The sequence below is a fragment of the Caballeronia sp. INML2 genome, from assembly GCF_023631365.1.
Classification (GTDB): Bacteria; Pseudomonadota; Gammaproteobacteria; order Burkholderiales; family Burkholderiaceae; genus Caballeronia; species Caballeronia turbans.
This window is the reverse complement of the sequence record NZ_JALQDH010000090.1, coordinates 36,633-60,695: the sequence shown is the minus strand read 5'-3', so window position 1 is coordinate 60,695 and position 24,063 is coordinate 36,633. Positions and strand designations below refer to the sequence as shown.

Genomic DNA, 24,063 nt, shown 5'->3' with positions numbered 1-24,063 from the left:
CACACTCCCGACCCACAGCAGCCGGTCACTTTCTGCGGAAGCGGACATTCGAAAGCCCGAGGCATGCGTATTTCGACGCGGTCTCAAATCTCATCGTGCCGGTCGTGATATGAGCCTGGATTTCTCCGGAGTTGCTCCTATCAAGGGCTCACTTGGCTATCTCAGCCCCATCGAGTACCGAGAAAGCCTCATGCTAACGACTCAAATCAGTCTAGGAAATTGTCCGCATTCCCCGGCCGAACCTGACGATCCCGCCAGAAAAAAATCCGGTTATGAACCGCCTTTGCATCCGCAGTGTTAAAGCTCCCCTCGACGGTCCTCTTGCCGCGAGTAAACGGGCGGTTCCGGCGAAGGCAGCGAACTGCGATATTCCGTTGAAATGCTCAAGTTGGTCGAAATCAAACGTACTCGCGATACTCAAACGCCGCGCAAAGCACAGCCGTAAGAGAGCATGTGGTCTGGGCGGCGGACGGTAGGCAGCAGCAAAAGTTTGGCGGAAACTATCACCGCTGTACGCTATCTCTTTGCCAGAGCCGCCTTTCCCAAAGACGCGCCGCGCATTCTCACAGCCCGAAGCGCCTTTCGCTGTTCGTCCGTAAGTGTATTAGCCGGCTCGCGTTCCGCCGGGTTGCCAGCGAACATACCCACATCTAACGCCCATCCCATTTGATCGGCGAGGCATTTGGCGAAGGCTCGCGCCATCGGGGGCGGCACGGCGTTGCCGACTTGTCGATATTGCTGCAACCGGGGGATACGGTCGGGCCACAGGAAGTCGTCTGAAAATCCCTGCAATCGCGCGCTTTCCCGTACGGTGATGACGCGATGATGCTTGTAATGCACCGGTCGCAGAGGGCTGAAATTGCCCGATCCCGCGCGCAGCGTGTACGATGGGCGTTCGGGGTGTAGCCGATCATGGAATGATCCCCGCTCGCGCTTCCCCGGTTCTAATGTGCTTAGGCGTGCGATCATGTCCGCAGAATGCGCCGTCGGTTCATGATTGAAGACGCCGGTTTCGCCAAACTCGCCCGCGTCCGGTAGATCATCGATCGCGTCCGCCGAAGATAAGAAAGGCTGTTTGGCCGTGCCGTGGGTCGGAGACGGGAAGCGCACGGCCTTCTTTCCCTTCAATCCAAGTATGACGAGCCGCTTGCGGTTTTGCGGCACGCCAAAATCCGCTGCAGACACGACCTTATGATCGACGGCATAACCTAGCGTGCGAAGCTCTGCCTTTACATCGTCCAGAAACTCGCCGTTATCGAACGATGCGAGGTTCGGGACGTTTTCGAGCATGAAAGCAGATGGCTTCAACTCGTCCACGATGCGAATGAAATGTCCGATCAGGTCGGCTCGAATGTCGCGCTTGCCTTGCCGCTTCCCCGCGATGGAGAACGGCTGACACGGCGGGCCGCCGATTACGAAATCGGCGCGCTTGATCCCGGCTTGCTTCAACAACTCCGCACCGGACGCGACGTTAAGATCCGTCACAAAACCCCGGCTTCCGCGATATTGGTGATTGTAATTGTACGCGTCCACGGCGCGCTCATCAATTTCGAAGCCGGCGGCGATGTTCAGTCCAGCGTCGAGAAATCCAGTCGACAGTCCGCCGCAGCCGGCAAACAGTTCGATCCCTATGGGCAGCTTCGCTGTCATTGCTTGGGTACATTCGTTGCGCGGATCATGGCGATTTGAGCCTCCGACGTGTTTATGATGTAGCTAGCGGAATGGATTATCCGAAGGTCGCCGGGTCGTGCCGCAACGTTAAATTCCATGATATGAACAGCCGATTGGTAGTCGACCTTCAACGCCAATGGCCGGACCTTTAGACCGGGAAAATAATGCGCCGCGTATTGTATCATGTTGAAAATCTGGACGCGATTCAGTTCGTCCGAAACGGCCTTGGCCTCGATCGGGAAGATGACGGGTACATCGTCGTCACCGGACGCAATCCCTACGTCGATTGCGTCGAGTTCGGCTTGGCCGATCCCTGGTACGCTCTTTCGGACATGCGAGCGCAGCCGATAAATCTTCATGCCAGTAAAGTGGTCGAGAAGCTGGCAATAGCCGACGACGGACAATAAGGCCTGTTCGTCCATTTCGGCGACCGTTTCCGGCAACAGTCGACGGACGGGCATGGGCGTTTGGTCGATTGCTGGCGTGAGCTCGCGAACTGGCACTTCCATGATGCCGCTCGACGCCTTTTCGAACTGATACAGTCCGCGTCCGATAGCGCGTAGGACGTGAAAGCCCTTTGATAGAATCTCGTCCGGCAGCACCGTACGTGATCGCATACGATAAACCACGTCGGCGGCGTTCCGGGCCGATATGGCGTCGGGATTATTGGATATAGCCCGAACAGCCTCTACAGCCGTACGCACATCATCGAGCGAGAAAACGACGGTTGCCGCGCCCGGCCGCCAACGATCCTGGAACAGCTTTAGGATGACCGGAACATACACCTTCGAATTTTTGCCGTGGCTTTGAAGGCTTTTGCTTCTGGGCTTCGCGACAGCTGGCGTAACCGAATCAGCCTTAACGGCGCGGCGGCGCTTCGGCGCGGTCGCATCAAGATCCGTTTCGTCAGTCATTGGTCCCTGTAACGTATATAGAACAAAAAGAGGCTAGCATCACACTATTTTCGCACAGGAATGAGGACGCCGCCCCGGCGTCAATACCTAGCTAATCGATGCACATGCCGACCAAGCAAGGAAATATCATTGCCGCGCTGATCACGCTATGGGAGGCTGCTGACCGCATTTGCGGCAAACGCCTGGAGGCGCTCATCCCGACGCTGATCGACTCGATGACACGGCATGGTCATCTGTCGCTGCCGAAGGATCTGCGTCAGCGGCTCAAGCAGATTAGCGCCGCGACCATTGGTCGGCTGCTGCGGGATGTGCACGAGCAAGCCTTCTGCGGCCAGCGCCGGCGAGCTGGCGGAATCGGCAATGCGATTCGCCGCGCGGTGCCGACAGGACCTTCACTGACTAGAACGACCCGCTACCCGGTTATCTCGAGGTAGATTCCGTTGGGCATTGCGGTGGTACGAAGATCGACGGCGACGTTGTACACAGCTTCGTGATGACGGATATCGCAACGGGTTGGACCGAGTGCCTCGCCATGCCGTTTCGCAGCGGCGCATTCGTTCTGGAGCATATCGAGCAGGTCCGCCGTGCGTTGCCGTTTCCGCTGCGCGGTCTGGATTGCGACAACGATAGCGCCTTCATGAACGAGACGGTATTCGACTTCTGCAAAGCCACGGGCATCGAGCTGACGCGCTCGCGTGCCTATGAGAAGAACGATCAAGCGTGGGTCGAGCAAAAAAATGGCGCCATCGTCCGCCGCCTTGTGGGCTACGGCAGGCTACGAGGTCTTGAAGCCACAGAAACGCTTGCTTCTCTCCGTCAAGTTTCAAGGCTGTACATCAACTTCTTCCAGCCATCGTTTAAACTGAAATCGAAGACTCGTCGCGGCACCAAGGTGACGAAGCATTATGAAGCTCCGGTGACGCCGCTTGAGCGCTCATGCGGTCCCCATCTATTCCGGAGGCGAGCCAAACGTAACCTTCGCATCCGGTTCCGTAGGCTCGATCCATTGAATCTGCTTTATCGAATGCGCGAAGCACAACAGCGCGTTGCACAAAGCAGCGCTTCTGGCGGTCCGCCAGCGTCAACGAAGACAGCAACTGAGGTCCACTCTCCGATTTCCTGTCCAGTCTCGGGACAGCGTGGCAGGCCGGCAAGATTCGACCGACGCATCAGCGCAAAGCGCGCGCCCCACATGACTGGCACTCTCGCGAAGATCCGTTCGAACATACCTGGCCGAAGATACTGGAGTGGCTCGAAACCGAGCCCGGGATTATGGCAAAGCAAATATACGAGCGCCTCACCGCGATGGCTCCCGCGATCGAATCGAGCGAGGGAACTTGTGACCCGGATACTCATCGGCGCCGACGCCGAAGTGTTGAAGGCCGACGCTGCTACGCAGCGCCAGCCTTCAACACGAAACGACTCGTCGGTGACTACTAGCCGGGAGTAACATCATTCCGTGAGGCAACACGACTGGTCAAAACAATTGTCGCTGCCCATTCGCCCTCGCGCGGCTTCCCCGTCAGCTTCCACGGTTTATCGGTGGTCCAGTTCTCAAGCCGCTCGGCAAGTCGCTACCCACAACCGTTTATACTGGCTGGCCCTCTTTCGGGCGTGGAAAGACATTTCTGTCTTCGGCATGCGTCGTCTATAGCGGCGTGGCGGAAGATGCGTACTGCGCCGACTCGCACTCACGGGGGCAACTAAAAAAGTCGCGCGTAAGTGATTAGGCCGTCACACACGTAGGCGAAATAGCTGTCGTCGATGGATAAAACCTGTCCAAGCGTTGCCGAACGGATGTGGCTAGGTAGCGATGTAACACCGGCAACAGACACGTAGCGCTGCTGTGCTACTCCCTGATGATGCACCAGCATATTCCGACGCTCCCGCACTTCGTCAGCCATTTCTGTTTCCGGCGAAGTTGGGAGGGAATATCCTTGCTTCGCCCGCGTCATGAGCTGGCCAAGTGTCCCATCGGTCGATAGAGTTTTTGCGGCCAATGCGGCGGAAAGGAAAGACTCGAAGTACGAGATCACCGCGAAAAAGAAGTCCGTGACGGCCCTCCCGTTCTTGATATAGCTCTCAATCTCACTTAGTGCTGCGCTAACTGGCACTTGTTGCGGTGGCAGAACTTGCGTCGTGTGAGGCAGGTTACCGAACTCTAGTGGAAGGGTCCTCCACGGTCCAGATTGAGTGAAATGCATCATTGCGGCGTTCGCGGCTCTAATCTGCCAATATGAATGCAAGCAGAGCTGCGTATTTTTTTGAAAGTCACTCAGTGCGGTTGTTAGCGGCATGAATTCGCAACCTTACATACCCGCGCATCAACGGGTGTGAAAAAGAATAGAAGGTTTTCCTCGGCCCCATTGTTCGAGCCGAAATGATGCTTTGTCGACTGTCAGAGATCAGCTCTTTCAAAGCGGTACCCGCCACCTGTGCGCTTATGTTTTTGCCATGCGCAAAACTTGATGCTACTTCCGCGATCTGTCCGACAGCGCCCTCTATGCGCCCATCCAACGATGCCAGTCCCCACAGGATGTACTTGTAGACGTCACTCCGCGAGGAGAGGATTGCGGAATCATACGCGTCACGCAGCGTTTCATCCGCGTCTTGTGCCGCGTCCTCAGCACCTTTTGTAACGTGCTCCTTTGTGACTGTATTCGAGCCTTCGATCATCGCCACACGAGCGGACGTGATTCCGAGTAACTGGACATAGAACGGCAGGCGGTCAGATGCGATGATGATATCGGAGACGGCTGATGGGGAAAATTTGAGCCCTAGAATGCCACCTCCTTTTTCGAGAATAGCTTTGATGTCAGGGTCTCGCTCAAACCTTCCTAGCCCCACAGATTTGATGTTTCGGAAGACGGACTCGTGACCGCGTAGCAGATCGGTTACTGTAGTGCCAACTCCGACAAATACCAGAGTCGAGTTACCGAGGTCAGTGGCTGCATTCTTTGCAAATTCGCCAAGACTCGCGAGCGTATTTGCCGGAAGTCGATCAACCTCATCGAAGATGATCACGAGCGTCTCGTTGGGCAGTAGCGATTTCAGGCTGTTCCCATCCAAATTGTCAATTGAACGCATAACCCCTTCGATCGATACTCGGTCGGTCGCGGCGTCATAAACCAGCTTGGTCGGAAATGTCTTCTGATACTTAAGGATGACGTCACGTGCAAGCTTTGAGAAAGATGAATCGCTTTCGCAGAAAACGTCAATTCGAGGGCTGCCGATCGTGCTCACCCGCGCTAACGACGTTTTGCCGGCTCCTCTCTCACCATAAATAACGACGTGTTGCCCAGGGCTGTGCAGTGCCTGAATCACGCGCTGCTGTTCCTGCTCGCGACCGAAGAAGCTTTCTCGATCTTCGATCGGATAATGCGGCCGAAATGCAACGTTTAATAGTTTTTCGCGTTCGCTATTGTCCATACGAGACTTTCTTCCGTTCTGCCGTTTTAGTGTAATTTCTAACCGCGTGCCTTTCTTTTGTCTTACACGCATCCGCAAACTTCCTGTGAGTGACGCGACAGGCACAAGCCGATCATCCTTCCGACGGCCGTCTGTCCTGCGACGCAAATTTTACACAGCTTGAAAACTGTTCGCTGTATACCTTCCGACTGGGTTAGATCGAAGCGTGATAGGGTGCCTACGGAGACGTCTGGGGAATCGCACCTTGCCACGATGGGTGCGCTCGCCAAGAATATTTCCGCCTGCACGATGGTGAACTGTTGGTTCAGGAGCGGGCACGAGTCCGAAGGGAGTTCGGAAAGGCCGATGACGTGTCCTTCAAGCGATGGCACGGATTGACCGTTCCACTCCGATGCCTGCCCCTAGAACGGCGAGTACTCGACCGGCTGCAACGGGTCGTGGAAACACGTTCGCAGTTGCCGGAAACCCACATCCAACCTTTACGCGTCGCCAACGACCGCAAAGCGACGAGCAGCAGCCGCACGTCGGCTAAGCAATGAACGTCAGCAAAGGCCGAACTACTCGCCTCGCCAGGTCGGCAGGGCTCGGTCATGAAGAGTGATTCGCGTGCATTGCCGGAACGAGCATTCATAGGTCTGGTTCCCCGCAACGACGGCTGTTTTATATCGCGCAACGATGGCAATCTCCGAGCCGCGCACGCTTCGTCCCTCAGTCACATGTAGGTGCGAGAGGGTGTCGAGCTCGACCGTTCCTTGCTCCCCAAATGAGTCGGTCATGCCGCTAGGCTCCTGCAACACATGCATGCAGGCAGGCGTTCCGTCGCCACGAAAGCGGTGCGGGGTAGGCGCGCTCACGATCATCCCGGCCAGGGTTCGCGAAAGGCGGCATCAGAGTCGACTCCGGCACGCACGACGCGACCAATCTGGAATCTCAACGGCGATGGGTCGCTGGTCGCGCGGGAGGAAGTCGGCGGCGCCAGTGGCGTTTCTGATGTCGGATGACGCGAAGCCCATCGCAGGGTCCAGCCAGATCGTCGATATGAGATGAACGGTGTTTTCGCCCGGGGTGACATTCGATCGATTCGGCGGCTCACAGAAGCGTTCGAATTGAACGACGAATAGATGCTTGATGAAGCGGCGCTCGAGGGGCGGGCGAAACGCCACGACCAGTTCCGACGCCGGAAGCTTCAAGTGAGTCCATAAGGATATCTGCCTACCACCCACGACGCGGAATCACCCGGACGTTCCAACCCGCCGTCGCTGCATCGCGCGGCTCGACATATCGCGTCTTCTCAACGAGATCGAACGTGTACATACAGTCCGGATACAGCGCGCCCAGGCGGCCGAACACACGCTTGAACTGCGCCAGCGGAAGAGACCGGACAGACGCGAAATCCGTCTCCATCTTCGCGAGCACCACCGCCAGTTCAGGCGTTTCAGCCTGAAATTCGAGGCGGTTCTCGTAGCCGATGACGGTTGCAAGCGGTTTGGCTCGCCCCTTAGCTCCATCCGCAAGCATACAGGCTGGCTTGCCTACGCCGCTCTTCAGATAGCGGTCCACCGCATCGTTTGCGCGCTCGACGCTGCCGACTTTTTGAATCAGCCGATTCGCCGATCGCAATTGATCGGCAGGGGCCATCCGCGTGAGCTCGTCGGTCAGTTCCGTCAAAGTCGATTTGCCGAAGTGCTGTTCCAGCCGGTGGGCCGCGTCTTCGCTTGCCAGCGCGCGCTTCATCGACTCAGCGTCGCTCGGCATTGCGTCGACGACCGCCTGTACTTGCGCCGGCGTTTCGTCCTTGAATTTTTCCTGCAGGGCGAGCGCCGCCGATTTCCAGTCCGTGTTTTCCGTGGCAATTGAAATGGCGTAGGCGAACAGACCGAAAAAGATGATCTGGAAAAGAAAATCGACGAGCGTCAGAAGAAAGACATTTTCTTGTTGCGTGGGCGATTTCATCACGTCGCTCGGGCTTGACGATCAGGCCGCATTGGCCTGAGCCGTGTACGGCTTGGTCTGGATGCCCGCTCCCACGCCGGACGGCGTCGCCGCGAGCGCTGGATGCCGCTCGACGCGTGACGCCGTTCGATCAAGCGCAGCAATTAGTCGGTCGATGTGACTGCTGAGCGCGTCGATCTGCTGCTTCGTCTCGATCTGCGCACTCCTGCTGACCGATGCGATGCCCTTCGCCGCTTCTTCTGTGAGGCGCGCGGAGGCATCGTGGAACTGCGCCAGTGCCTTGACTTCCGCTTCGCCTATCGTTCGCACTAGCCGATCCGCGAAATTCTCGACGACCGGTTCGAGCGCGGCCGCGCTGTCTCGTGCATGCGCCACCGCAAGCTTCTCTTCGAGTTCGCCGAATCTGCGCGTGAAAGCAGAGACCGTTCGCGACAGCGCCAGTAGATCGGTCTTCACGGCGGACGTATCGACGCTCAGGTCGACTTCGGCGAGTACGGCGAGTGCTTTGCGCATCGATTCCTGGCTCGCCTGCGCCATGGTGTTCAGGCTGTCGGCATGCCATTTGCTCGATGCATCGAGCGCCTGTTTCGTGGTGCGCAGTGCTTCATCGGTAGTGCGGCGGCCGTACTGCGACACTTCCGCGGCGAACGCCTTCAGTCCCGCGGCCAACCCGGCGACCTGCTGGTCGAAATGCTCGACGTGCGACGCCGTCGCCACCGATTCGACGACTTCGCCGAATCGCGTGACAGACAGGCTCGTCTGCTCCGAAATCTTCGTGATCGATTCGGAGAACAACGTGGTGACGGAGCGCATGCTCGTCGTGCATTCATCGACGGTCGATTCGACCACCGCGCGCGTGCGATCCTGCAACGATTGCGACAGCCCTTCGAAGCTCGCCGCCGACACTTCGACTTTCGCGACGACGCCATCGATGCGCTGAACATACTCCGCGATCATTTCACTCAGATCCTTCGCATTGAGCGACTCGACGCGCGCGGTTAGCACCAGACGAAACACCAGCGCGAGACCGGTCGCGAGCAGCCCGACGCCGAATTGCGCGATTAAGCCGCTCATGTCCTTCTCGATGCCGAAGAGCCAGACGCGCATCACGCTGCCGGCAAGCGAAAGAATTGTAACGATGAAGCCGAAGTAATAGACGCTGTCGATCGCCGTATGGCTGAGTCCTGTGCCGCCGATGCGATAAAGCACCGAGAAGTACATGCAGAGCGGAATGAGTTCGATGGCGAGCACGAACGGGACTGGCAAGTGCATTACGACGGAAGCCAGCGCGCCGGCCGCCGCCAGCGTCATCATGACGATGAACACGCGGTTGATGTTAAGTTGCATGATTTATCCCGGCAGGTTGGAAGGCACCAGCTTCGCACCCGGACCGTCGTCGTCGCCGAAGAACCAGGCCCAGAAAGTGTCGCGGCATCGTCCGACGCCGGTTGCGATATCGCGGCGCGGCACGATGTTCAGTTCGACGCTGACGTTGTGGAACGTCGGCCGCGCTACGTTTGCGCCGCGCGACTCCTTGAACGACCTGATGGCCTGAACGCCGTTCGCGCAGTGATAAAGCGAGAACCGATCGGTGTATTCCATCAGATCGGAGAAGATGATTAGGTTCGTGTTGCCTTTCGAGCGAATGTAATCGGACAAGGATAAGTCGATCAGCGACTGCGCGATTGGCGATTCCTTCGAGCCTTTGATCGGCGCCTGTACGACCGCCTGCAGCGGCTTCTCGAACTTCGTCACATAGTGGCGTTCGAGCATGCGCGTGCTTTCCTTCAATTCGTTGCCGACACGGCGCGGCTTGCAGTAGGCGAACGCCGGCACGAGATTTTTCTTCGACAGATCGCTCACCGTGAAAACCGAGACGAGATCGCCGTCGCGCACGTCGTGCTCGACCGTATGTTTCACGCGTTCAATGATTTCATCTCGCGTTTGCGCCGCCACTTCATCGCTCGTATCGAGCACGATCACGGTCTTGCCTTGCACCTCCTGTCCGCATCCGAGGGCATCGACAGGAGCGGGCTTGTTGAGATGCGCCGCGCCGAGAATCCCGACTAGCGCGACGCCGCTCAGCGCCGCGGCGATGTAGGCAGTGGCGGTCTTGTTCATGCTTGCGCAGTCACGATCGCCGCTTTCGGCATGTTCCGACTGCGCTCATCGATGTTCTTCTGCGCCTCACGCGTAATGTCGGCGATGAACTCGTTATGCACGCGGCCCTGCTGATCACGCCCTTCGTTTTCCAGATCACGCATGCCGTCGTTCAGGGCCGACAAATACATACTCTTGTACACCTCATGCTGTTCCGCGGAGGTTTCGACCTGCGACATGAGGACGCTACAGTCTTCGTGTTCGTATTGAGCGATCAGATCGGGCGTATGCGCGAAATATTCGGGCGCGGGCGTCGGCCGGATCGAGACATTGTTCTGGCGATACGTATTGAGTACCAGTGCGAAATCACGTTGCAGTTGAATGAGATTGCCCTTCAGCGATCCAACATCAACGGGAAGACTGTTCCTGATCTGATCAAGGCGCACTTTCGTGCTCAGCATCTGATTCTGCGCGCCCGCCATGCCGGTGATGCGCCGCTGAATCTCGCCGACGACTTTCAGCCGGACGACGTCGAGTGCGGCATCAAACTTTTTGGTCGCTTCGGCGAAAAGGCGATCGCGTCGGCCGTATCCGGGATGACGATCGTCGCAAGCGTAGCCTTTCCAGAACGCTATCGCGCTCAGCACGAGGCCGAGGAAAAACAGCACAAAGCTCATCAGGTCGTTAGATGGCAGACGGCCGATGAACACGTAGCTCGCCACGCTCATCGCGCGTTTGAATGCGGCGCCGGCTTCGACGACGTCCGACGGATCGAGCAGCAGTTGATATTCGCTGCGATACGCGGAGAAAATTGCGTTGAAGTAGATCGCGACGAAAACCGCGAGGACCAGCGCATTCCAGCCCCCCACCTTGCACGGACCGGAGGAAAGGTTTTTGTAGCGAAACGCCATGCCCATGCCGAACGCGATCGATAGATTCAAGATGGACACGAGAAACGCCACGAACGCACCGCCGAGCAGCCCTTGTGCATTCTCGTAGAGAACCGCGTTGCAGATCGTTTCGCCGAGGATGAACGGCACCAACCAGAGAAACGGCAACATGAGATTCTCGGGATAGCTCGCCTTCTCGGAGATGCGGTTCAGGGCACGATAAGCCTTCAGTTCAGCCTCGCGCTCCAGTTGATCCTCTCGCAGCTTGACTAGCACGGGCCGTTGCTGCTCGCGCGTGTGCGACACCGTTTCGGCGAGCGGCCGATCGTGCAGCAAGCTCTCGCAGATCAAAGACGTGTTGCTCAACGCGTCGTTGACTTCACCGAGCGCCTTCATCTTCGATGCCTGTTTCCGAGTGAAATCGGCGTGATCGCTGGCCGCGATGCGCTGCGCATCGGCCTGGAGTTGCGTCTCAAAGGTATCGAGCGATTGCGCTGAGGTCGGCGGCAAGGCCTTCTCGCCTTGTTGAATCCCTTTTTTAGCGTAATAGTCCTGCTTATCGGTCAACTGCCGTGCATTTGCCATATCCCCGCCGTCACTTTGTTATAAGTTACTTAATGTAAGTATTTGTGAGGCATGTTAGGGCGAACCGTCAGGCGTGAAAGCGGCCTAGCCTACATTCCTAAGCCGATTTTCGAGCGTTGCGCGCTGCATTGTGAGCCGCATCAAGTTCGAGCGCAGTCAGATCGAAAGGCAGAGCGCGATGGGGTGATTAGCGACGAGCGCGAGCGCTCGAGGCCTTGGAGCCCCAGGTTAAAGGGTCGCGTTGGGCTAAGGAGATCCTGGACGCAGCAAGCGAGTTCTTTGCCCGCGCGGAGATCGACCGCCCAATTCGAGTCCTGAATGCGTCCGTCGATTACCGGAGGATGATGCGTTTTCGGGCCGCCTATCCGACCAACCGCTCTTTAAGGCCGCCTGTCAGGTGGCTGCTTGAACTATTTAGATCTGCGTCCAGCTCGTCCGCCTAAGATCATTCGACGCGTAACCGGGCAGCTACGACGTCGAAGTGTGTCTGCACAATGACGATCTATCGCCGTCGCGCAATCGATGACCGAAGTTGCATACAGCCGACGTTGAAGACTCAGGCTATCGAACGGCTGCGAAGCGTCGAATGTGCTAGTCGGATGATGTAAACCGTCGACGTCTGCAGCCCGACATATCGCTGACGTAGAGGCGAACCTCGCCGAACGTCCGCAAAGGCCGACTCGTGCGCGTGACTCCTCCTCAAACTTCGGATCCGTTCAAACAACAGTGGTACCGCGAAACAGCCACTGTCGCCAGCGGATTCCTTCGAAGGGCTTCCTTAAGCAAAGGAGGTGGACGCGCGCATGCAGCGAGATCCGACCATTCGACATCAATGCTCAGATCGGCAACAATCAGCGTTCTAATTCTACAACGTCGGCCAAACGGAGAGAACCATATGGCGAACGGGGATTTAGTCAAACTTGCGGTGCTGATTGATGCCGACAATGCCTCGGCAGCGGTTGTACGAGAGCTGTTGGAAGAGGTAGCGAAGTACGGAACCGCAACGGTTAAGCGCGCCTATGGAGACTGGACGACACAGAATTTGGCAGGATGGAAGGACCAGTTGCATCGATACGCGATCCAACCTATTCAGCAATTTGCATACACAAAGGGCAAAAATTCAACGGACTCCGCGTTTATCATTGACGCGATGGATCTTCTATATGCAGGTCACGTTGATGGATTCTGCATTGTTTCAAGTGACAGCGACTTCACGAGGCTTGCGACGCGCCTTCGTGAAGCCGGGAAGCTCGTCTACGGACTCGGCGAGCGGAAGACGCCCGAGCCGTTCATTGCCGCTTGCGACAAGTTCGTTTTCTTTGAAGTCTTGAAGAAGACTGGCGACAAAGCGGAGTCGATAAGTGTGGCCGACGTGCCAGATTTGAAAAGGCTGTTGATCCACGCAATCAATGAAACGTCTCGCGACGGTGGATGGGCGCCGCTTTCAACGGTCGGCTCATTCATAAGCAAAAACAACACGTCATTCGATCCTCGAAACTATGGATTTACGAAGCTCGGCGAGCTGGTACGTAAGCAAGATTATCTCGAGTGTAAAGGTACGCCAGACGCATCTGGCGTTGTAACACAACTACACGTTAAGCTCAGGGTGCAGGATAAATAACCCGACCGAGGTGAAGCTGAGGCGCTGGCAGTCTCAGGCTTGAGAGCTGCCGATCCGATGCGACCGCGTGGAAGATCGATATGTCCGCCCTTTCTTCGACAGATCTGCGTCCCACAACGGCCGCTCAACCCGAGTTCCACCAGCGTCCGCCATCGTCGTCAAGACTCGTTCGCCGTTCCCGGAAGCCGAGGTTCGACCACGCCGCATCGCGAATGTCAGCAAAGCGGCGCGCTGCAGCCGCACGGCGGATGAACGGCGAGGGTCGGCTAAGGCCGAGTTTCAGTCCAGACCGAACTGAATGTGAGCCACACGCCGATGCGCGTGGGGTCCGTGCGACTGACGCAGCTATGGATTTTGCGCCACACGGTCCGTGGGACAGGAGTGCTGTTCATCGCCAGACGCCGCCGGATGGCCGACGTGCGCTTCGTTCAAAAATTGCTTCGTCACGGAAAACGGCCTTTCAAGTTTTGGCATCGAGCCGTGTCACGGGCGCAAGAACGGTCCATGAGCGCGATGCTTCTCGGACGGGCTTCGGTCGAGAAGTCCTTCGACGATCACCAGTAATATGTGGCCTTTACGCCGAATGTACGCGGCGCCGCGAACGCGTAGCGATACGAGTCGTCGAACGTGTATTCCTCGGCGGCCGTAAAGATACGCTGGTTGGTCACGTTGCGCGCGTACGCCATCAGCTCCACGTTCTTGCGGTTCGGCATCCAGGTCGCCGACAGGTCAGCGGTCAGATACGGCTTCTGATAATCGTCGCCATAGTTGTAGATCGTGAAGTGCTGGCCCGTTTGAAACTTCGCGTTCACGCGGCCGATGACCTTTCCTGCGTCCGTGGTCCACGCATGTTCGAGCCCGAACCCGATGGTGAAAACTGGGCTTTGCGGCGGCGCGTTGCCGGCCAGCTGCACGTTCTGGCCGCTGCCATCATCGACGGCGAAATCGGTGAAGCGCGCATGCAGCCACGCCACCGACAACGTCACTAGCCCGACCGGATCGATTAGCGCGCGAATATCCGCATCCGCGCCGTAGATGCGCGTGCGTCCAGCATTGACGATCTTCGTGCCCACGCGCCCGTCGGCGAACGGTACGAGCTGGGCGATCTGCTGGCGCGAGTAGTCGTAGTCGAACACGCTCGCGTTGATCTGCACGCGCTGCGCGTTCCACATCGACTTCGTGCCGATCTCAATGCCTCTCAACGTCTCCGGCGCATATGATCCCGACGATGAGAAGCCGCCCGACTTGTAGCCGGTGTCGTAGCGCACGTAGTTCATCAACGCCGAGGTCGGCGCGTACTCGACCGCGAGGTGGACGGTCGGCTTCGACCACGAGCCCGAGTCGTTCTGCGGCACGTGCGTATAGTCGAATGGCGGCTCGCTCGAGTTCGCGAAGAAGTATTCGCCGTCGCGGCTCTTTTCATCGTGCGTGACGCGCATGCCGGCGGTCAGCTTGATCCTGTCCGTCACCCAGTACGACGACTGGCCATACGCCGCCGTCGAGGTCGTGCGAATGCCGTAGGCGAACGCGAGCGTGGGCAGAAAGACGCCGCCATCGAACGGCGACTCGTTCGCGCTGTACAGCGACGAAGACTCGTGGAAGTACGACACGCCCGCCTGCCACGACCATCTTCCATCGCCCAGCGAACTCACGCGCACTTCGTGCGTCTGCGTCTTCGGAAACTCGTTCTGGCGATACGAAACCGGGTCGGCGAAGCTCGGGCTGCTGTCGGCGGCATGACGCCAGCTGAGGTTGTCGTAGCTGCCGGTGTAGCTGACTTCGACGCCCCGGAAGTCGTACGCGATGCTCCAGCGCGCGACCGTATCTTCGATGCTCTGCGATTGTGCGGTCGCATAGGTGAAGGTGTGCGGATCGACGGGGAAGGGCGGCTTGTCGTGCGAGAGATTGCCGTTCGCGTCGTAGAGATAGGGAATGTCGAGCGAAACCGGCCCGACGCCCTTCAATGTCGTCTGCTGCGCGGTGAACAGCATGCGCAGATGCGAAGCCGGTTCGAGCGCGACGGACAGACGTCCCGAGCGCGTGTCTTCGTCGTCGCCGTCGGCCTGCGGCGCGTTGTTCACGTAGCCGTCATGCCGGCGCGAGATCGCGGCCACGCGAAACTGGAGCACGTCGTTCACGGGGACGTTCACTATCGCTTCCAGATTGCGCGCGGCGTAGTTGCCGACATCGATTGATGCGCGGCCCTCGAATGCCCTCGAAGGCTTCGCAGTCACGATATCGACGATGCCGCCCACCGCGTTGCGCCCGTACAGCGTGCCTTGCGGACCGCGCAGCACGGAGATGTGATCGAGATCGTAGAGCGTGCCGCTCAGCGCATACGGCCGATTGTTCGAGCTTCCGTCCGTCACGACGACCACCGACGGATCGCCGATCTCGGTCGTGTCGCGGCTCGAGATGCCGCGAATCGTGAGCACCGGCACGACGGTCTGCACCTGCGCATAGTTGAGGTCGGGCGCGATCGTGGCGAGGGACTTGATATCGGTGACGCCGGTGCTTTCGATGAAGGCATCGCCATAGACGCTCATGGCGATCGGCGTGCGCTGCTCGGGGGCGGGCTGCCTTTCCGCCTTGACGATGATCGGGGTGAGCTGTTTCGCGGCCGGATCGCTTTCGGCGGCCCACGCGCTCAACGATGGAAGGACGCAAGCCCCGAACGCGCCAACGAAAACGAAACGAACACGACGCGCGGCCGTCGAAGCACGACGGCAGGATGCGACCTCGAAGCGCGGGAAGGACATGACAATCGCAGACTGGGTGCAGCACAACGCCTGCGATTGCGACGGAGGCTGTCGGACACTGCCGGCCGTCCCCGCTCTCCGGTGGGAATACGACCTGGTGGAAAAATTTACTGCGCCATGGCGCGGGAAAGCGACGAATTATAACGTTCGTTGCCGATGTTCGTGATATGGCGTCCCGCGACGTTCAACGCTTCTTGGCCTCTTCGAGACACGCCGCCAGCTTTTCAAAGTAGTCGAGCGCCTTGCGCGTGGGCACCACGGTCTTGACGCGCAGATCGTCGCTGCTCTCGTCGACGGACACGAGACCCTGGTTCCTCAGGTTCGTCAGCTTGCGATGCACGGTGGCGGGCGCGCCCGCCACTGAAAGGGCCATCGTCTCCGTGACCGTCAGCGTATGACCCGCATGCCAGGACGCTGTGAGTGCTTCCAGCAAGCGTTCCTCGGCGGCATCGAGCTTCGGTACGGAGGGCAAAGCCTGGACAGCCTGAGCCAGATTCAGGAAGCGAAAATAAGCATCGAAGACGCGCTTTTTGGCCATGAAGAATCGATTGAATGAGAACGGCGTTCATCATAGCATCGGCGAAAATCGAATTATGAGAGCGGCCCAAGTATTTATCAGGGTGATAAGTAAGTGCTAAGATAGTTCACACAGCGAAGGCCTGGCGAAGACATCGATCTTTCTCTTGCCCGAGCCGCTATCGGGGGCACGAGCGTGGTTCAACGACGCGATATCACTTACATCACACCGACTTTCATCGAGCAGGAAATCGATCATCTGGCGAGGATGATCCGTTCGCGCCACTGGCATCGAAGCGCCGCATGGCCGGTGTCGTACTGGCGCGAGCGCATCGAGGAGTTGCGGCATGCCCCGGCCGTCGCGCCGCTCCAGCAGGAAGGACTGCGCTCGCTGCTCGCTGAGCTGGAGCGAATCGCCGCACAGCTCGATCCCGCTGCGAGCTACGGCGAGCTTCCGCAACGCGACGCGCACGCGGACAGCGGGGCTCTTGGAAAGGCGCGGCGCTAACGTACGCTGCCGGCTCGCCTCTGAGGCCGGAGTCGGATGGGCGCTGCGGTAAGATACGTCCGCCGCTTACTGGCTCGTCACGCCAATGTCTTCGTTTCTGCTTCGTTTATGTTCCGTCGTCGGAACGGCGCTCCTTTTCGTCGGTTCGCTCTGGCTCAATCAGGAAATCTTCGTTCACTCCGAGTTCGTGCGCGGGGTGAACTGGGTCTATCTTCCCGCCGGCATCCGGCTGCTCAGCACGCTTCTGCTCGGCGCGGACGGCGCGCTCGGACTGCTGCTCGCGAGCTGGGTCGTCGACTTCTTCTATTTCTTTCCCAATGACCCGGTGCGGTCCTTCGTCGGCGGCATCATCGCGACGGCCGCCCCCTATGCAGTCTATCGCCTGGCGCGCGAGACCTACGGGCTGAACGCATCGCTGTCGAATCTGACGGCGGACAGGCTGATGATCCTCACGGTCGCGTATGCAATCGCCGGTTCGTTGCTGCACAACATCTGGTTCTATCTTCAGGGCGACGCGCAGAACATCACGTCGAGATTTTTCGCGATGTTCGTCGGCGATCTGGCGGGAACCGTCATCGTCATTTACACGCTCAAGGCGCTGCTGCATTTTCTGCCGGTGCCGCGGCCCGGAAAAGGGTAGCCGGCCAGATCATTGATGAACCCCGTCGTCCCAGGGGCGTCGCTCGTTTCAAGATTCAGGATGATTATCCACGTGATGTTCGTACATTAGATTATCAATTTGATAAGATATAGCAAAGAGAGCGATACGCCGGGAGGCCGCCCGGCAGAATAACGACACCACGATGATTGCCGAACCTACCCTGAGCGGAGCAAGCACCTCGACAACGAATGCGTGGGAGACCGACGACCGCTATGCGCAGCGGCATACGCTGCAGATCGCGGTATGCCTGCGGGCGTCGCTTGCGCGCCGCGATTTCCTAATAGTCGAGTTCGGCGACACGCAGTTCGTCACGCAACTGCTCGACGTCGATTCGAGCCGCGCGCGTTTTCTCTTCGATTTCGGCAGCACGGCGCGGGACAACCGCGCGCTGGTCGATGCGGACGAGCTCACGTTCCGCAGCCAGCCTTCGGGCATCCGGACGCATTTCGTGACGGGCGGCGCCGTGGTCGTGACGTTCGAAGGGCGTCCGGCATTCGAAGTGCCGTTTCCCGCGCTGCTTCATTACGTGCAGCGCCGGGATTTCCATCGCGTCGATACGCCCATGTTCGACCCGTTCGTCGCGAGCGGAGTCGACGGAGCGGGCGCCGCGTTCCGGTTCGAACTGCACGACCTTTCGCTCGGCGGCATGGCGCTGCGTGCGCGGGACGCACGCTTCGAAAGGCTCGCGGCGGGGACCGTCTGGAACGACGTAAAACTTCAGGTGGGCGGGCTCGGCGTCGTGTTAGTCGATCTGGAGGTCGTCGCAACCCGGAAGATGGTCACTCCAACGGGCGAGCATCGGACCATTCTGGGCTGCCGGTTCCTCAACCTGAAGGCGAGTGCGGAGCGCGTGCTCCAGCGTGCTATCACGGTGCTGGAGACGCGCCGCAAGGAGCGCGCGGCGCGCGATTGATACGGCATGCGCCGCGCTTTAGTCTCAATCGCACCAATTCGTTATCAGCGTCGCGAAACGACGCAAGTCGCGGTGGATGGCTCGCTGCTTGTTTTTTCGGGTGAGGCCGAGTGAAGCGGCGACATTGGAGATGCCGTGACGAAGAACGGCCACGCCTCGCGGCTAACATCGGAGGATCTCGGGCCAAACGCGGGACGATCGATCGTGCCGGAAGATATTTCCTTACCGTTATCAAAATGATAAATATATTTGCTAAACGTCATACCGCGACGCACCGGGCGCTGCTATTCTCGTCAATCACCATTTTTCTTTTGTACGGGACGAGCATGGCAACAGGGACTGTGAAGTGGTTTAACGACGCAAAGGGTTATGGGTTTATCACGCCGGACGACGGAGGCGATGACCTGTTCGCGCACTTCTCCGAGATTCGGACCGAAGGTTTTAAGTCACTGGCGGAAAACCAGAAGGTGACCTTCGAGATTAAACAAGGACCGAAAGGCAAGCAGGCGGCAAATATCCAGCCGCAGTGAGCTAACGCCCACACAACGGCGGGCACCAGCACGGCTGTTCCAGCGGTACGACGGGACGTTGTTCGGGGCCCCGTCGCAAGGATGAACCTGAGAGATCTATAACAATATGACACCAGCATTTCGCGCACTGACCAGCTTCACGCCTAGAAGTCTCGACTCCGAAATCGAGCATCTCGAGCGCGTTCTCACCGCAGACGCGGCAAACTCCTTATTCGGTCGAACCTATTGGCGCAATCGCGTCGTCAAGGCGCGCGCGACGCCAGGACTAGTACCCTCACAACGTTCACGACTCGAGCGGCTGTTGTCCCGCTTGGCTGATCACGCAACTTGCGCGGGCTAGTACGCCCCGCCCCGTGAATATGCTAAAGCCGGCGAGCACTTCATGCCGCTGTCGGCTCATGATTCGCGACGACGACTGCAGCAAAGCCTTGCGCCTCAGCTTTAGCACTAGCGTTGGCCAATCATGCAGTTGTTATCCGACAAGTACGGTCCAGGAAAGTACGACGACGAGGTGAAGGACGAGCGGTGCCTCTATCGCCGAGGCGCGATTTCAAGGTGACCTCCGGTTCGTGAAGTACGTAGTGGTGTCAGCATAGATCGTCGACGCAGGATGTCTCGAATTCGCTGGTCGACTATCGAATCCATCGGTGCCCACCGAGCCTTAAAGGCCCTTACCGAGGCTAATGCCGTACAGTTAGTGCGACATGAAAGTCGCGTAGAGGATTGTTCCGTCTGGTTTCGGCCAGAAGAGGAACAGATTGTTCCGTCAATCGTAACCTACCGGTGCATGCCGAGTTGGTAACGATTTGGTGTGAAGCCACTGGAACAACGTAACCCGTTCTTGGAACGGCGCTTCACTCGCGAGAGTGTGGTGCTTTCTGCCAGCGTCGAGGCGGATGGGGTGCGGGCCAGCCACCGTGGTTATGACACCCGTGTCACGATCGACCCTTCGAACGACTCTTGCATTACCTGAATCGCCAACGAAGACGTTACCGGCGCGGTCAAGCGCGACCCCTGTCGGATAGTCGAGCAGGGCCTGCGTGGCCGGTCCGCCGTCTCCGCTATAGCCTGCCTGCCCGGTGTCGGCAATGATCGTCACCGTGCCGTTTCTGTGGTCAATGCGCCGAACAACGTGATGTGTCGGTTCGGCTGTATAGATGTTCCCCCATCGGTCCGCCGCGATGGCTTCGGCCTGTATTCCCTGCGCGCCGACGCCGCCTGCGAAGGTAGTGATGGTCTGCGCTTGGGCGGGGGTGCGCGATCGCGACTAGCAGCAACCCGTAAAAGGCTCGCAACATGACAGCGAGGCTTCGCCCTACCCGTGTTGTGTGCCACATACGTCCTCCCTTCGGCGTCATCGAATTGCACGACCATTCAAAAAGTCGATGTCGCGGAATGTAAAGCAAGCCCAAAGCGTCCAGACCGCCCGACATTTTATTCTAGTAGGCGGCGCCCACATTTGCATTCGCTTAACGGGCGCCCGCGCTCGCGTAGCCTCGATTTCGGTATCTTACTATCTCACGCGCGAAAATTTCGGCCGCTGCGCTAACGACAGCCGCGCTTCGACGATATATGTTCCGCGTTATTCGGTGCGGAGGTGCCGCGGACTGCGTATTCAGAGCCGCCGATTATGGTGGGAGCGACTCGACGTCCGATTCGGTCGACTACACCCGACCGAATCGGGCAAGGAGTGGGGAGGATTATTTGGATTCGCGGCCAAGCGTTCGCAACCGTGCTGCGCCTGATGAGAGCCTGAGTCGACGGCTGCAGCGTTAGGCCGCCCCCCTGTCTTGTACCGCGCGTACTAGTGCCAACGCTGACCTAGCACCGACCTCGGCATTGTGTTTCACGAGCGCGATGTTGGTCGCTAGGCTGCGTCGACCCTTCAGTTCGTGGATGAATTCCCTGCGCCGTTGCCTCGCCGAGCACCTGCTGAGTCAGCGCGTCGACTTCTTCCGCGATCATCGCAGACGTTTCTGGGACTGGAGCGCTCAACAACATGCCGCCGGCTAGACCCAGGTCCCAATTGGTTCGAATGAGGCGTGCTTGCTCCGCCGCGTGTCGTCCAGCCTCAAGTCCGCGCGAAATCCACTATCGCGCATGTAGAACGCAGCGAAGTTGTCTTGCTCGCCACTGAGCACCGGTGCGCCATGTGTTTCGAGGTATTCCAATGTGAGCCCGATCGAGGATCGATTTCGCGCCAGCACAGACCACTGCCACCGACGTTCTCGCTAGGTCCTGCAGATCAGCTGAAATGTCGAAGGTTTCCTGCGCACCCCGATGCACACCGCAAATGCCGCCGGTAACGAATACCTCAATGTCGGCCAGTGCGGCACATATCATCGTGCCGTCCACTGTCGTGGCGCCGAGTCTCCCGCTAGCTAGGACAGCCGGCAGGTCGCGGCGGCTGACCTTTTGCACCTTGTTGGACCTGCCAAGCAGTTCGGGCTCCTCATCCGCAAGGCCGACGCGGATTCGTCCATCGATTAGTGCGATCGTCGCGGGCTTGGCTCCCGCGTCCCTGATCAAGTCTTCTACTTCGCGCGCGGTGCGAACGAATCCTTACCCGCCTGTCACCGGATGACTGGGCTATCGGAAACCGAACACCGAGACTTTTTTCCCCTCAAAGCTTTCTTGCACGCCTTGCTGGCAATTGGGCGGACACTTTACGGCGCCATCTGCGCTAGAGCCCGCCACAGTCACCGCTCGGTAGACTACCGATTCGATGAGCGTGCCGTCCGATGCGACAACGATGTTCAGATCGGTCTCGACACCGGCTGGCACGGCTCCGCCGGCGGTATAGATGATCTTCATGGATCCGGTGCAGTCGTGGTGCACCGTATATGCGCCCATTTGGTACGGGTTGAACGTGGTCTGCCCACCCTTCGGCAGGCCGCCGATAACGCCGAAGTCCGTGCGCGTGAAATGTCCCACACCGTCGAATGTCACTAAAGCGACGTCATCGAGGATTGACGGCGTCGCATACGGATGCACCGTACCGTCATCACCTATCAACCCAAGAATCGTTCCGTGGCCGATAAACCCAAACGCTCCCCTTAGCGTTGCGTTCGAACAATGACCACCGTCGTGGTCACCGTCGGCATGCGCCGCACCACTGAGCGAGAAAAGCGCAACGGCTGCTGCCGAAGCGATGGTTGAATGCTTTGTCTTCACGGTCATCTCCTTGCGAGCGAATCGGGGGCTTAAGATCGCAACGCGGAGGCATATTGCCGGGCCGGTCTCGGCGCCCCGTTCAAAGTGAATTAAGCAATCCCGCAGTGCATCCTGGCTACCGCCGTTCACGGAGGAGGCGATCAGAGAACGAATGGCCGATCAGCGGCCGGATGTTCCGAAGGTGAGGAGAGGAGCCGGGGGTGCGGGCCTAGGAATTTAAGACGAAACAACTCAACGAGCTCAGATTCACTCGGCGCAGGCGGACACGTGCGCAAGCGATGTACGAAAGTCCGCGCTAGTGTGACTTTGTGAGTCATGCCATGCCTGAAGGCGCATAGCATGAACAGTGTAATCCACGATGTTCGGAGGTTCTAGATAGTTTTCGGTATGCTATAGATGTCTATCAAGTCGCGTGATTGTCCAATGTATGGAGTACTGATGACGTGACGGATTCCATATCCATCCCGGAAGGACGAGTCTGACCGCGGCCGCTCAGTGAAATGATATGCGCAGACAATATAGTGTGGAGTCGCCGCTCTGACGATTGAGCGTGAGCAGACTACTAGGGAAATAACTGCTCGCCATCGGACTACCTGAAATGAGCGATTCTGAGCTGGTAGATTTTTCCTCGCCGCGAATCGGCGCCAAAGTCGCGGCGTTGACGAGAGTCGTCGCCACGCTTCACAACGCGAACACTTCCGCCGATACGAGCCCCGTGCGCCGAGCGTCGGCCACTGTCCGTTGCGCTTCCATTAACGCTTGAGCCACTCATGCCGCGATTCGGAATCTCGATCGCTATCCAGAGCAACTGCATCCTTCATTGACGGCAGGGTGCGTGCGCTGATCCGTGCAGTCCGAGTCATGGGACGCATGAACAATTTGTTTCCCGCTGGTCGCTCGAATACGAAAAGCAGCAAACGTTTTCTTACGCGAGTCTATTAAAACGTCAGCAAAGCGCTTTCTTTTGCTCCTTCGTTCCTTTCACGTTTCGACGTTCGAATGTGGGGCGGACAACATTGCGATTACAAGTTATTACGGAAAATCCGTTCCGTCGTACAAATAAAAAAACGAAGCGCTTAAGACAGGACGTCCGAAGACCACACCATAGCGGTCATGGACATACGGGGAAGTCATGCAGCGAGAAAAAAACAATCTGCGCTTGAAAGGGTGTGTCATTGCGGTGTGCATCGGGGCGTCTGTTGTGACTACGCGTTCAGTTGCGCAGGATGCGGAAGCGCTGCCGGATGCACGCATCAATGCGACGCCCCAGGCACAACCGCTTATTTCGCTGCCCAGCACGCCGACGCCCAGTCCCGTCGGCAACACCACGGCGCAGCCTGCCCCCGGTGGCGCGCCGCTCACGCCGCGCGGCACGGTGAACGCAGCGTCGTCGCTCGATAAGAGCGCCACGTTGTCCGGCACGCCGGGCGCCCGCACCGCGGACATCGAAGGCAAGCAGCCGCTCGCCGACGAACTCGGCGGCGTCGTGACGACCGATACGGTGACGCTCGCGGGGCAGGACTTCTACACCTGGTTCGCGCAGGCGTGGGGCACGATTCCCCTGTCCGACCGTTACATCGTCTCGGTTCACGAGCGTCCTTCCGCGCGCTACGGCAGCCTCGTGTGGGTCGAATACAACCAGCGCCGCGTATTTCAGGCGTTCCTGCCGATTGCCCGCTCGAACGTGAAGCCGGTGGCGGAAGGCGCGGCGCAGATCGCTTTTCAGAATGTCATGCAGGCGGATCTGACCCGTCTGCTATTCCGTGACGCCGACATGGCCACGGACGAACTATAAGAACGCATCGCAAAAAAAAAGCAGTAAGGCCAAAAACCTACGGG

21 protein-coding genes and 1 pseudogene are annotated in these 24,063 nt (G+C 58.5%); 8 read left to right on the top strand and 14 right to left on the bottom strand.

The genetic code is table 11. The features are described from left to right. Window positions 1-516: 516 nt before the first annotated feature. Both NCT32_RS30820 and NCT32_RS30815 read right to left on the bottom strand, forming a co-directional pair. On the bottom strand, window positions 517-1,650 hold the full coding sequence (locus tag NCT32_RS30820) for a DNA cytosine methyltransferase (RefSeq protein ID WP_250491040.1): 1,134 nt from the start codon (window positions 1,648-1,650) through the stop codon (window positions 517-519). Further along, window positions 1,647-2,585 (bottom strand): hypothetical protein, encoded by a 939-nt coding sequence (locus NCT32_RS30815; RefSeq protein WP_250491039.1) that lies wholly within the window; start codon window positions 2,583-2,585, stop codon window positions 1,647-1,649. The genes NCT32_RS30820 and NCT32_RS30815 overlap by 4 nt, the downstream gene beginning before the upstream one ends. Before the next feature lie 104 nt (window positions 2,586-2,689). Here NCT32_RS30815 and NCT32_RS30810 point away from each other — a divergent pair, with 104 nt between their 5' ends. Both NCT32_RS30810 and NCT32_RS30805 read left to right on the top strand, forming a co-directional pair. Continuing rightward, window positions 2,690-3,019: a hypothetical protein gene (locus tag NCT32_RS30810; RefSeq protein ID WP_250491038.1), complete on the top strand. Its 330-nt coding sequence runs from the start codon at window positions 2,690-2,692 to the stop codon at window positions 3,017-3,019. Between the two features lie 59 nt (window positions 3,020-3,078). Next, complete coding sequence (locus NCT32_RS30805; protein WP_250491037.1) at window positions 3,079-4,035, top strand: transposase family protein; 957 nt, start codon at window positions 3,079-3,081, stop codon at window positions 4,033-4,035. A gap of 253 nt (window positions 4,036-4,288) precedes the next feature. On the opposite strand, the gene NCT32_RS30800 is transcribed toward NCT32_RS30805, so the two are convergent. The 7 genes from NCT32_RS30800 to NCT32_RS30770 form a co-directional block, all read right to left on the bottom strand. Further along, window positions 4,289-4,792 carry a hypothetical protein gene (locus tag NCT32_RS30800; protein WP_250491036.1) on the bottom strand — a complete coding sequence of 168 codons (504 nt, stop codon included), beginning with the start codon at window positions 4,790-4,792 and terminating at the stop codon, window positions 4,289-4,291. Between the two features lie 64 nt (window positions 4,793-4,856). Beyond that, window positions 4,857-6,014 carry an AAA family ATPase gene (locus tag NCT32_RS30795; RefSeq protein ID WP_250491035.1) on the bottom strand — a complete coding sequence of 386 codons (1,158 nt, stop codon included), beginning with the start codon at window positions 6,012-6,014 and terminating at the stop codon, window positions 4,857-4,859. An 887-nt stretch (window positions 6,015-6,901) separates the two neighbouring features. Further along, on the bottom strand, window positions 6,902-7,204 hold the full coding sequence (locus NCT32_RS30790) for a hypothetical protein (protein ID WP_250491034.1): 303 nt from the start codon (window positions 7,202-7,204) through the stop codon (window positions 6,902-6,904). Window positions 7,205-7,226: 22 nt separating this feature from the next. Next, on the bottom strand, window positions 7,227-7,967 hold the full coding sequence (locus NCT32_RS30785) for a hypothetical protein (protein ID WP_250491033.1): 741 nt from the start codon (window positions 7,965-7,967) through the stop codon (window positions 7,227-7,229). A gap of 21 nt (window positions 7,968-7,988) precedes the next feature. After that, entirely contained in the window at window positions 7,989-9,314 is a 1,326-nt protein-coding gene (locus tag NCT32_RS30780; protein WP_250491032.1) for a hypothetical protein, read from the bottom strand. 3 nt (window positions 9,315-9,317) lie between these two features. Further along, window positions 9,318-10,088, bottom strand: a complete 771-nt coding sequence (locus NCT32_RS30775; protein WP_250491031.1) for a hypothetical protein — start codon at window positions 10,086-10,088, stop codon at window positions 9,318-9,320. Next, window positions 10,085-11,542 (bottom strand): hypothetical protein, encoded by a 1,458-nt coding sequence (locus NCT32_RS30770; RefSeq protein WP_250491030.1) that lies wholly within the window; start codon window positions 11,540-11,542, stop codon window positions 10,085-10,087. Before NCT32_RS30770 ends, NCT32_RS30775 begins: the two co-directional genes overlap by 4 nt. Window positions 11,543-12,437: 895 nt before the next feature. Between NCT32_RS30770 and NCT32_RS30765 the strand changes: the two genes are divergently transcribed. Next, window positions 12,438-13,163 (top strand): NYN domain-containing protein, encoded by a 726-nt coding sequence (locus NCT32_RS30765; protein ID WP_250491029.1) that lies wholly within the window; start codon window positions 12,438-12,440, stop codon window positions 13,161-13,163. A 554-nt stretch (window positions 13,164-13,717) separates the two neighbouring features. Here the strand turns inward: NCT32_RS30765 and NCT32_RS30760 are convergent. Beyond that, complete coding sequence (locus tag NCT32_RS30760) at window positions 13,718-15,814, bottom strand: TonB-dependent receptor (RefSeq protein WP_250491028.1); 2,097 nt, start codon at window positions 15,812-15,814, stop codon at window positions 13,718-13,720. A gap of 292 nt (window positions 15,815-16,106) precedes the next feature. Then, a complete protein-coding gene (locus tag NCT32_RS30755) occupies window positions 16,107-16,460 on the bottom strand; it encodes a hypothetical protein (protein ID WP_086971004.1) in 354 nt (117 codons plus the stop codon). 174 nt (window positions 16,461-16,634) lie between these two features. Here NCT32_RS30755 and NCT32_RS30750 point away from each other — a divergent pair, with 174 nt between their 5' ends. From NCT32_RS30750 to NCT32_RS30735, 4 genes are all read left to right on the top strand, one after another. Then, on the top strand, window positions 16,635-16,946 hold the full coding sequence (locus NCT32_RS30750) for a hypothetical protein (protein ID WP_250491027.1): 312 nt from the start codon (window positions 16,635-16,637) through the stop codon (window positions 16,944-16,946). Between the two features lie 85 nt (window positions 16,947-17,031). Next, the gene (locus NCT32_RS30745; protein WP_250491026.1) at window positions 17,032-17,586 is read left to right on the top strand and encodes a hypothetical protein; all 555 of its coding nucleotides are present in this window, start codon (window positions 17,032-17,034) and stop codon (window positions 17,584-17,586) included. A gap of 163 nt (window positions 17,587-17,749) precedes the next feature. Further along, complete coding sequence (locus tag NCT32_RS30740; protein ID WP_250491025.1) at window positions 17,750-18,520, top strand: flagellar brake protein; 771 nt, start codon at window positions 17,750-17,752, stop codon at window positions 18,518-18,520. Between the two features lie 326 nt (window positions 18,521-18,846). Next, on the top strand, window positions 18,847-19,050 hold the full coding sequence (locus NCT32_RS30735; RefSeq protein WP_250491024.1) for a cold-shock protein: 204 nt from the start codon (window positions 18,847-18,849) through the stop codon (window positions 19,048-19,050). A gap of 766 nt (window positions 19,051-19,816) precedes the next feature. Here the strand turns inward: NCT32_RS30735 and NCT32_RS30730 are convergent. The 3 genes and pseudogenes from NCT32_RS30730 to NCT32_RS30720 all read right to left on the bottom strand — a co-directional run bounded on the left by NCT32_RS30730 (window position 19,817) and on the right by NCT32_RS30720 (window position 22,224). Then, a complete protein-coding gene (locus NCT32_RS30730) occupies window positions 19,817-20,149 on the bottom strand; it encodes a hypothetical protein (RefSeq protein WP_250491023.1) in 333 nt (110 codons plus the stop codon). 673 nt (window positions 20,150-20,822) lie between these two features. Continuing rightward, window positions 20,823-21,606, bottom strand: a pseudogene (locus NCT32_RS30725) (pseudouridine-5'-phosphate glycosidase); the annotation flags it as partial. A gap of 33 nt (window positions 21,607-21,639) precedes the next feature. Further along, entirely contained in the window at window positions 21,640-22,224 is a 585-nt protein-coding gene (locus NCT32_RS30720; RefSeq protein ID WP_250491022.1) for a hypothetical protein, read from the bottom strand. A 1,201-nt stretch (window positions 22,225-23,425) separates the two neighbouring features. Here NCT32_RS30720 and NCT32_RS30715 point away from each other — a divergent pair. Further along, window positions 23,426-24,019 (top strand): curli production assembly/transport protein CsgE, encoded by a 594-nt coding sequence (locus tag NCT32_RS30715; protein ID WP_250491021.1) that lies wholly within the window; start codon window positions 23,426-23,428, stop codon window positions 24,017-24,019. Window positions 24,020-24,063: the final 44 nt, after the last annotated feature.